Genomic DNA, 9,051 nt, shown 5'->3' with positions numbered 1-9,051 from the left:
ATCCAGTTCGCTTCGTCTCTGGCACTCATGCTGCTGGAGCTCAATGCAGAATTGCTTGATCTTGCAGAACAAGAGTCCTGCATCATTGCCGAGTCTTCTGTTGTTGAACTTGAGAACGCCTGCTGATGTTGAGCCGCATTCGTGCCGTCTTTGCTGAGGCACAAGTGGAAGGTCTGGATCAGCTTTATGACGTGATCAATGCGGCGCGCGACCTTGCGCCCGATTCAGATTTCCAAGCCTGTTATGACCTTGTGATGGCCTCCGGTGGGCCGGAAGTGGATGCATGGATCAACTTCACAGTGATCACGGCCACGCAGTTCGACATCGATGATCAACCGGATCCTGAACAGTTTCTTTCTGTTCTCCAAGAATGTTGTGATGCTCGGCGTCTAAAAGAGCTGTCTCAGCCTTCGGAGTAGCGCAGTGCTTTGAGACCCATCACCAAATGGGTTCGGAAGCTTCCAAGAGCCATCACTTGCTTTGGAGTCCTTGTATCGCTGACGGCATCACCCTGGCCTTCAATCCAACGCAGCAATTCCTGAGTTTGATCGGCCCACGCTGTGAGGGCTGCCCGAAGCAGATCGTCATCGCTGAGCTGTCCCTCAGGGAGGACGGATGTGTCCATCGCCGCTCTCAGCAAGGCGCTGAGTTGCTGATGGCTTAACGCGTCTGGAACAAAGGGATCAGAGTCGATGCTTAAGAAAACCTTTAGCCGATCCTTTGACGGTAGTTCAGCGTTGTCGATAGCGATACCCGTTGTTTGACCCATTCATTCAGTGATGGGGCTCCTGATCCGGGTCAACGCTCAGCCCGCCTGTCGCCAGAGCGATGCGCCTGGCGGCCAAAAGGGCCGGGTAGGCCAGTGCTGAGCGTTGACCATCGCAGAACAGCGATGACAGCAACCTCAGCAAAGGATCACTGGGCTCCATGCGACGGCTGAGTTCCGCAATGGCTTCACTCCCATGCCAACGATGCTCACCTTCGATCAGAACCGCGCCGTTCCTGAGAGGCAGCCCGAGGGCGTTGAGCTCATGGCGGATGCTGTGATCAGCGCGCCCGTCAACAATCCGCAGGTTGGGAATGCCAGCCTTGAGTTCACTGCGTAAGGCGAATGCCCGACAGAATGGGCATCCTCCGTCGTAGATGAGGGTTAACAGCATTGCTGAATTCTGTCGCGAAGGGCCTTGGCCTGGCGATGCTTCTGGTCTGTTGGTTGTTGGTTTCCCCCCAGCCGTTGTGGGCCGATTGGATGTGTGAAGGGGATCGGCTCAGCGTCGAAATCACCCGGGGAGCTGTTGATGTCACCGGTTTGGCGGATGGCATTCCCAATTCCGCTGCGGGAACCCTTCCCGGGGACGGTGTTCTGGTGCACTGGGGGGATCTTGTCTTGCAGCTTCCGCGCACCAACAATGCTGGAGCACCCAGTTACACCGATGGCCGTTGGTGGTGGCGTGTGGTTGACGCTTCTGAACCGGAATTTTTTGAACGTCGCGGCACAGTGATTCACCATCATTGCGAGCCGGTCTGAGTGTGAACGCAGTTACGCCCGTCGGCGTTTGCGCCGGTTCGACTTGCGTGTTCCTCCGTAGCGGTAACCAGCCTGATTTCGAAATTGCGGCCAGCAGGTTTCGCACACCAGGATCCAGCTCGTCTGCAGAGAGGTGGTGACGCGGAAATGCACATTTCCTGGCCGTCTGCAGTAGTCACAACAAAAGTGTTGGTTTTTCCACAATTTGACAGGTGATTTTTGAGTCTGATCACCGTCTCGTTGGATCTGCTGAGGAATCTGCTCTTGGGTCACAGCACAGAGCGCTTGGCTTCGAATTGATGGGGTTCCAGGATTCCTGACGCTGCAAATCGGGCAAATGGATTGCCAGCACAGCATTCTCAAGACCTGATCAGAGAATTCTGTCTGTGCTCGTAAGGCTCTGCGAGCTGTTTTCCACGCCGATTCCCGAAACCATTGGCCTGGTCGGGATTGTTTGCAGAGCCCTTGTGGAAAAGCTGTGTATAACCCTACGAATCGCTCGGCGCTTGGGCGTTGATGGAGGCTTTCAGGGCTGCCGTTTCATGGGCGCTGAGGTGAGCCTCGACGGCCTCTGGGTTGTTGTTCAGATAGTGGATCCATGCGTCGTAACACTGCTTCTGTCGTTGATCGGTGATGGAATCAGCGTCTGCAAGAAAGGTGGCGATGGTCTCCCGTTCTTTTTCTGTCCTCTTGTTGAACAGGACCTCCTCGATTTTGGAAAGCCGCGCTTCGATGCGGCTCAGACGATTGTCGAGGGAGGCATCCTGTTGCGACATTTTTTCGAGGAACGGATGGTGTCGTGATTGTTGCGGAGAGCCCCCAGGGTTGACGCAATAGTACATGCGCACTAAAACAGATGTACTGCTCTGTTGCTCATGTCTGCGAGTTCTCCCTACGCCACATTTCGCGCTGATGAGTGGATGCGTCACTCCTTGATCCGTCCGCGCAAGGCGTTCCCGTCAGCGGCGTCAGGGATGTCGCAACCTCGTGCAAGGTCTTCCACTTCTGTTCGCTGCTGCGATGCCGTCCAGGGAGAGCTGTTTCTCTTCCCCGTTGTGATGTGTTGAACGAAGGTCTCTGCGACAAACGTTTGCAGGAGTAGCTCTTTGTCTCCTGTTCTGCCAGTGTGCTCTTTGGTTTTTGTTGCCAGACCATGCTGTTGTTCGCCTCCCAGACGGCTCAAGGCGGTCCCACTGTCATCCTTCCGGCCTTGCTGATCACCGGTCTCCTCGTCGCAGCATCACAAGCTTTCGTTCCCAAAGGCGGCGATCAGGACTGAGCATTGGCGTTTCCACTCAGCGAAGGGCTGAGAGAACGTCAGCTCCAAAGTCATTGGCATCAAACCCTGGCTTTTTAGGCGTTTGTCCTAAGCGCACGATGACAGCTTGCTGAGATGGGGCTATCAGGAGCAGTTGTCCCTGATAGCCCTCCGCTGAAAAGCTGTCATTAGGAAGATCATGTCGAGATTTGCGCCGACTAAGCCACCAGTGCGCTCCGTACCCCTTCTTGGATCCTCGTGTTGCTGTTCGGGCGTGCCTGACCCAGTTCTGGGGTAAGAGCTGCTGACCGTTCCAGTTCCCGTCATCCAAGTAAAGCTGACCAAACCGCGCCCAATCTCGTGCGCTAGCCCAGACCAGTGACGAGCCAACCAAGGTTCCACTGTTGTCGGTTTCGAGAACCGCCGTCGTCATGCCTAGGGGGCGGAACAACTGTTGTGAGGGAAAGTTCCAGTAACGCTGATCGTCGTCGATGGCGTGTCTCAGGATCCGGCTGAGAATGTTTGTTGTCCCGGATGAATACCTCCACTTTCTGCCGGGTGTCTTCGCCAGGGGTTTGCTGGCGGCGAACTGTGCCATGTCTGCTTCCTGGGTCAGCATCCGCACCAGATCCGAGTTCAGCGATCCCGTCGATTCGTCAAAGGCCAGCCCGCTGTTCATTCTCAGGAGCTGATCCAGGGTGATGTCTTGTCGAGGGTCATGCGGGTCGCTCCACTCGGGCACAGTCGGTGGGCGTTTCAGATCCAGATGTCCCTCTCGGATGGCTAGTCCGATCAGGGCATGGGTGATGCTTTTGCTCATCGACCAGCCGATCAGGGGCATTTCGGGAGGGATCCCGCTGGCGTAGCGCTCAGCGATCACCCATCCGTTCTGCACCACCACCACAGCTCGGGTTCGTTTTGGAGTGAGTGGATCGTCTTCGCGAAATGCGCGATTAAGAGCCTTGCTTAGCGCCTTGCTGTCGATCGCCGGTGGCTCTGGACTGGCTGTGGCAACGAGAGGCCATGGCTCACCAGTTGCTTTCGGATCCTTTGAGACAGGGGCTGCTTGGCTTGGTGGCTGGGGGATGGGCCTGCCGTTGATCCGTTGACTGCAGCCATGTCCATCGTTTTGAACCGCTTCAGCGCGAACCAATCCGAACAGGGCACTGGCTTCAACGCGTCCACCGGCCTGGTCGATCTTGGTATGAATTAGCCCCTTGCTGGCAGCAAGGTCTTCGCTGAGCATCCGATCTGGATCAATCCCAGCCATCAACACGCCACTACACAGCTGTTTCGCGCTGAAGCTTGTTCCTGCTTTCGCAAAGATGATCAGGTGCCGCAGGGGTGGTTCCAGGCCAGCCGCTGTGCTGAAGGCCACTGCCGCAGCGGAGACCAGCACATAGCGCCAATGGTTTTTCGTCACCCAGAACGGCCATGAAAAAAGCGGGGGATCTCCCCCGCTTCAATCATGGATGGAAAGTTGGCATCAGTACACGTCGTAGCTGACGCCGCGGTAGCGCAGTTCGCGCCCACCGCTTGGGTGTTGCTGTTGGTCGATCTGTTGGTAGGTCACGCCGCGATAGCGAAGGACCTTGGCTTTGACTCCCACTGGCGTGTGCACCCGGTCGATATGGCCCTGATGGCGAAAGGCTTTCGCCATCTGTGTTCTGGCCGTCTCGATGGCCTGATTGCGCACAGTCCGTGCCTTGATCAGTTGAAGTGTGTTCATCTCTCTCTTGCCCGGTGTCCACGCCCCCGTTGCCTGGCGTGAATCTGACTGCGGCCTGCCGAAGAGGCTCAACGTGAATTCACTATAGGTCTGTTCTGTAACAACGGCTACCGTTTTGACGTTGCTTCGTGGGATTCGTTGCCAGGATGGTGGTGGATTTGGACTTCGTTTGTCCGGAGCAGTTCCCCTGTTTTGCATTTGCGGTCCATCCGCGGCTGGTAAGACAACCTTTGCTGCACATCTTGCGGAACAGCTGCGAGCTAGAGGGCGTCATCCACTTCTGATCGCCTGCGATGACTACTACCGCAGTGGGTGGTCCCCCGTCTCTCGCTATGGGTTCGACACTGTTGATGCGATTGATGCTGATCAGCTTCGACTGCAGGTGAGCGCTGTTCGCTATCGACAGCTTGATTCCCTGCGCAGTTATGACATGCGCGCCCGAAAGGTTGGCTCCAGGCCGTTGAACCAGCCCTACGACCTGATTCTTGTTGAAGGCTCCTACGGACCGCAACTGCTTTTGGAGGCTGTGCCGATCTCGCTTGTTGTGTACATCGAGGCCCCCGTTGTGCAGAGGCTGATCAGGCGGCTTTGGCGTGATGTGCGCGACCGCCATCGGCCAGCGCTCTATGTGATTCGCCAGATGTTGCGGGAGATGCTCCCGGGTGAGCGGCGCTTCATCTATCCCTTGAAACGCCGTGCCGACGTCATTATTCAAGGTATGAACAAGGGTTTGGAGAATGTTCTGGAGAGAATTGATTAATCGTGGTTCACCCATCAACCTGAGAGAGCACCTGATGTTCAGGGTCAGTTTCAATCGACTTCTTTTTTGAAGTTGCCTGATGCAAGTGAAGGGCGGCGGCCCCCTCCCTGTTCATTTCATGCTCTGCGCAGCCCCGGTGTTCAGGGAGGATGGTTCGGGCCTGAAGTGCAATTTCACTAATCCTGATGGGCCGGCACCTTGCATCTCTGACCGGAAGCGAAGGATCCACTCGATTCAGAGCACACCCCATTGCCGTGAAGCATCAAGGTGTTTCGGCTTGCAGGGGGGAGATTTGCAGAGTGGTCACTCTTGTTTCTCTTTCTTTTTGACCAAATCCATTCCATTTACTTCGGCGACCACCTGATTGGCCCAACTCGCATGGACCACGCGATATGTCCCCAATGTCGCCATTGACTTGGTGCGAGCGTTGACAAAAGCCTTGAACTCAGTCTTAAAGCAAATTTCACGCCTCCATTGACAGTCATTGTCTTGTCGTTCGATGCAATACATGCTGAGAACCTCGTTCAGCACATAAAAGCCATGCAATGTTCAAACACCGTGAATATGCGGAGTGGCTTCGGGATCGTTTCTTTGATTCCACACAGTGGCGTTTGGGTGAAGTCGGTGGTGCCTCCGGTCTCTGCAGCTCCGCGAGGGTGTGACTTCACTTCCCTTACCAGAAACTATAGAAGTCGCAGGGAATTTGTTGATGTCTGAATAGTGCTCGCCACGGCACTACAGATTCGGAACTTTCGCCCCATCATCGCTGAGTCAGGTCGCGAAGCGGGCCTGAAAGTCGGCCAGAGCGATGTCCGACGAGTTCTGTGATTTGACCTCAGTTTCGTCTTGGGTCAAGTCCGTTCTCTCTTGAAAAATATGGTCGTGTCTAGGACGTCGCGGATCGGCCTATCAATCCATTTTTGTGGTCGAATCGCTTCGGTTGTGCATCACCTTCGGTCATCCAAAATTGCAAAAAGAAACCCCTGCCAAAGGCAGGGGCAAGGACTCAAGAGGTTTCGAATTACTTGGTGTAAGAAACGCCTCGGTAGGTGAGAGTGGGGTGGTTGTCGTGCACGAGTTCCTGCCGGCAAGTGTTGTAGTGCTCGCGGCGGTAGGTGAGTTCCACGCAGGCCTTCGGAGCTGATGCCGCTCCTGCGTAGGTGTGACCTCGATAGAGAAGTGCAGTCATGGATGTTCCTCGAAGAAATCCAAGTCCCCGTTCCGTGGCTTGGAGTGTCTGCGCCCCACAGGAGCGGGGTGAACGTTTGTAGCTGTTGCTACAGAAATTATTGGTGTCTCCTTGGCGGCTGTCAATACCTGCTGGCAAAAAGAAACCCCCGCCAAGGGCAGGGGTTCCAGTTTCGGGAGACCTTATTTGTGAATCTGCCCTCGCGTGGGCTCTGCAGACTTGTCTCTTGAGCAGCCGTCAGCATTGGCGACGTTGGCAAAAGCCGCCATGACCATCACGGCGATAACGATGGTGCCACCGATAAAAGCAAGGTTCGGGGAGCGCTTCATCTGGGGTCTGGCTTTGAGCCCGCGAACCCTATCCACCTTGTTGGCTTATCGCTTTAAGGCCTGAGTCGCCCGATGCCATATCCAGTCAACAGACCAACAGCTGCCCCAACGGAACCAGCCGTTAGTTGCATTCTTTCTTTCGGGCTGAGTCGGCCTGCAAGCACCAATGCTGCTGAGACGACGAACAGCAACAGAGCTGTGACTAGAACTGCATCCAGTGATTTGTTGCCTCGCTTCCCAGGTGGACCACCATTTCTTTTGCCCGGTTTCGCAGGGGGATGTCCTCCTGGCGGGTTGGTCGCATCAAGTTCCCTCTCGATGCGCTTGATTTCCTTTTCCGGTGAGGTCGGATCCATGCACAAATTTTGTCAGGGATCAGATGTGGCGGAACGATTGATTCAACTGCGCAGCGTTGCCAAAAAGAAACCCCCGCCAAAGGCAGGGGTTTCGAAACGCTTCTCGGGAGTGTGACCTTGTTTCCACCCCGTGAGGCGTTTTTCCTCACACAACAACCATGCCAACTGGAAGCATGCAGTGGGATCGCCAATGGACACCCTCAAGGTTGGCCCCAGGTTGATATCCGCTTCGAAGCTGTTCCTGTCTTTGAGTGGAGGGCCTGGCACCTCCCTTTGGTGCGTCTGGGTTGTGGTTTTCGCTCTGATTTGATGGGATCGAATCAGAGCTCAACAGCGTCGCCCCAGGCCGGCGATCCGAGCCGTTTCCACCCTTGGGTCTGCAACGACGCCCAGAGCTGTTCTGCCTCTGCCTTCCGAAGGTGGCGGCGCTCCTTCAGCAGCGGTGGGCCCTCCGACATCCGTCGGCCTCTGTCGATGAAAACCTTCGGCTCGTTGATCCATGCCTTCTGATCACGGTGGAAGCGCCAGATCCAGTGACCGTCGCTGTCGATCAACCAACCTTCTCCCATTGCCAAACTGCTAGTACTGACGTACTAAACGCTGCGAGAGGCAATTGTCAAGTGCACCTCTGTCTCGTGGGACGCCCAAAAAGGGGGCAGGCCCCTCAGCTCATCCCCTCAGTGGCGCATAGCAACCACTTTTATGAGGCACTGTTGGTGGTCGCGGTGCTCTCAGGGATGTTGAACGAGCGCGGGTTCCATCGCCCGAATCTCCCTCTCTTTTTCAGCCTTCAGTTCAAGCCGTTAGTCCGTAATTCATCGGTTTGTTTCCAGGGCCAGTGCGCTGGCCATTCTTTTTTCTTCAGCCGTCAGAAAATCAGCCCACATCCCGACCGGGAAGCTCAGGGTTGTTAAAGCGCGCACCTGCTCTTTCGAGCCCGGTGCGGTGTATTTGAAGTCCATAAACATCCGATCGGCCGTTTGTTGCTGTTCCTTGCACCTGGCATCGATGGACATCTTCAGGCCTGGGACTGGGACTTTTTGATGACTGGCAAGTCTGTTGGCTGAGCAAGAACGTAAATGACTGCTGCAGAGAGGACTGCTGTTACGACAACAACTGCGGCGATGGCGGACGTGTAATCAGTCACGAGAGCTCAAAAAGCATCTGTGAAGATTGTAGGAGTTTTGTAACGGAATATGAATGAGTGTTTGTGCTCCCTGGCTTTGGGCCTCTGCTGCCTAGCTTTTCGAAGATTCCTGCTGGTGGATGGCCATCATCGTGCCGTCCAGCTCCCCGACATCCCGCAAGCCTTCGGCGCTGAACCAAGGTGCGTTCTCCCAGCTAAACCCTTCTCCGAAGGTGTTGTCTGGCGCCGTGATGTACCAGTGGCAATTCACGTCCGGGGTGTCGACAGAGCATTGGGACCAATCTGGTTGCCATTGCGGCACCTGGACCCACATCACGGCTGCAAAAACCAGTGAGAACAAGGCTTTCAGCATGAGGCATCTGAGACGGGGTTGAGACCCTAGGCGAATTCGCGCGACGGGCTCGATCCCGTTGATGCTCTCGGCCTTGCTCGGCTGTCCGGAACGATGTGGGTGACCAAGTCGGCGCAGACCCAGCGGATCGCCCCTGAATCCACGTCAGCCACCTGGAACAAGGTCGGAATCCTTGGATCCCTGGCGCCGCCGTCGACGTGAATCACGTCGGCCATCCACCAGTCGTCGGAGTCGGTGCTGCCGCAGATCACGGTCATTCCTGCTCTGACGGATAGAAAGATTGGCTCCTGGGCTGCGGAGCTGTGGCGCATGGAAGAGATTGAGCCCTCAGCAGGCATTGTTTTTTACTAGTTTATTTGTACTATCGCGATAGTGCTGGCGTCTGGGTTGAGGCAACAAGCCG

At 55.7% G+C, this 9,051-nt stretch carries 14 protein-coding genes; 3 read left to right on the top strand and 11 right to left on the bottom strand.

The window, feature by feature from the left end; translation table 11 throughout:
• The first annotated feature begins 125 nt into the window (after positions 1-125).
• Positions 126-419, top strand: a complete 294-nt coding sequence (locus FZZ88_RS09835) for a hypothetical protein (RefSeq protein WP_166017006.1) — start codon at positions 126-128, stop codon at positions 417-419.
• Here FZZ88_RS09835 and FZZ88_RS09830 read toward each other — a convergent pair.
• Complete coding sequence (locus FZZ88_RS09830; RefSeq protein ID WP_226423667.1) at positions 404-625, bottom strand: hypothetical protein; 222 nt, start codon at positions 623-625, stop codon at positions 404-406. The genes FZZ88_RS09835 and FZZ88_RS09830 overlap by 16 nt on opposite strands.
• Positions 626-773: 148 nt before the next feature.
• The gene (locus tag FZZ88_RS09825; protein ID WP_166017005.1) at positions 774-1,160 is read right to left on the bottom strand and encodes a DCC1-like thiol-disulfide oxidoreductase family protein; all 387 of its coding nucleotides are present in this window, start codon (positions 1,158-1,160) and stop codon (positions 774-776) included.
• Here FZZ88_RS09825 and FZZ88_RS09820 point away from each other — a divergent pair.
• Positions 1,160-1,528: a hypothetical protein gene (locus FZZ88_RS09820; RefSeq protein WP_226423666.1), complete on the top strand. Its 369-nt coding sequence runs from the start codon at positions 1,160-1,162 to the stop codon at positions 1,526-1,528. The genes FZZ88_RS09825 and FZZ88_RS09820 overlap by 1 nt on opposite strands.
• A gap of 488 nt (positions 1,529-2,016) precedes the next feature.
• On the opposite strand, the gene FZZ88_RS09815 is transcribed toward FZZ88_RS09820, so the two are convergent.
• The 3 genes from FZZ88_RS09815 to FZZ88_RS09805 form a co-directional block, all read right to left on the bottom strand.
• Entirely contained in the window at positions 2,017-2,304 is a 288-nt protein-coding gene (locus FZZ88_RS09815; protein ID WP_166017004.1) for a hypothetical protein, read from the bottom strand.
• Positions 2,305-2,823: 519 nt separating this feature from the next.
• Positions 2,824-4,209 carry a serine hydrolase gene (locus tag FZZ88_RS09810; RefSeq protein WP_226423665.1) on the bottom strand — a complete coding sequence of 462 codons (1,386 nt, stop codon included), beginning with the start codon at positions 4,207-4,209 and terminating at the stop codon, positions 2,824-2,826.
• Positions 4,210-4,272: 63 nt separating this feature from the next.
• On the bottom strand, positions 4,273-4,515 hold the full coding sequence (locus FZZ88_RS09805) for a hypothetical protein (protein WP_206339135.1): 243 nt from the start codon (positions 4,513-4,515) through the stop codon (positions 4,273-4,275).
• Between the two features lie 115 nt (positions 4,516-4,630).
• On the opposite strand from FZZ88_RS09805, the gene FZZ88_RS09800 reads away from it, so the two are divergent.
• Entirely contained in the window at positions 4,631-5,275 is a 645-nt protein-coding gene (locus FZZ88_RS09800) for a uridine kinase (protein WP_226423664.1), read from the top strand.
• Positions 5,276-6,296: 1,021 nt separating this feature from the next.
• Here FZZ88_RS09800 and FZZ88_RS09795 read toward each other — a convergent pair.
• The 6 genes from FZZ88_RS09795 to FZZ88_RS09770 form a co-directional block, all read right to left on the bottom strand.
• Positions 6,297-6,464: a DUF4278 domain-containing protein gene (locus FZZ88_RS09795; protein WP_166017002.1), complete on the bottom strand. Its 168-nt coding sequence runs from the start codon at positions 6,462-6,464 to the stop codon at positions 6,297-6,299.
• 182 nt (positions 6,465-6,646) lie between these two features.
• Positions 6,647-6,793, bottom strand: coding sequence for a hypothetical protein (locus tag FZZ88_RS09790; RefSeq protein ID WP_166017001.1), 147 nt, complete (start codon positions 6,791-6,793; stop codon positions 6,647-6,649).
• Between the two features lie 676 nt (positions 6,794-7,469).
• Positions 7,470-7,718: a DUF1651 domain-containing protein gene (locus FZZ88_RS09785; protein WP_166017000.1), complete on the bottom strand. Its 249-nt coding sequence runs from the start codon at positions 7,716-7,718 to the stop codon at positions 7,470-7,472.
• A 246-nt stretch (positions 7,719-7,964) separates the two neighbouring features.
• Positions 7,965-8,165: a hypothetical protein gene (locus tag FZZ88_RS09780; protein ID WP_230332871.1), complete on the bottom strand. Its 201-nt coding sequence runs from the start codon at positions 8,163-8,165 to the stop codon at positions 7,965-7,967.
• A 222-nt stretch (positions 8,166-8,387) separates the two neighbouring features.
• Positions 8,388-8,648 (bottom strand): hypothetical protein, encoded by a 261-nt coding sequence (locus tag FZZ88_RS09775; protein WP_166016998.1) that lies wholly within the window; start codon positions 8,646-8,648, stop codon positions 8,388-8,390.
• Positions 8,649-8,674: 26 nt separating this feature from the next.
• Positions 8,675-8,959 carry a DUF3104 domain-containing protein gene (locus tag FZZ88_RS09770; RefSeq protein WP_166016997.1) on the bottom strand — a complete coding sequence of 95 codons (285 nt, stop codon included), beginning with the start codon at positions 8,957-8,959 and terminating at the stop codon, positions 8,675-8,677.
• Positions 8,960-9,051 lie beyond the last annotated feature (92 nt).

The sequence above is a fragment of the Synechococcus sp. PH41509 genome (assembly GCF_020514285.1).
Taxonomy (GTDB): domain Bacteria; phylum Cyanobacteriota; class Cyanobacteriia; order PCC-6307; family Cyanobiaceae; genus Parasynechococcus.
The sequence above is the reverse complement of the archived record's forward strand: the minus strand, read 5'-3'. Positions and strand labels throughout refer to the sequence as shown.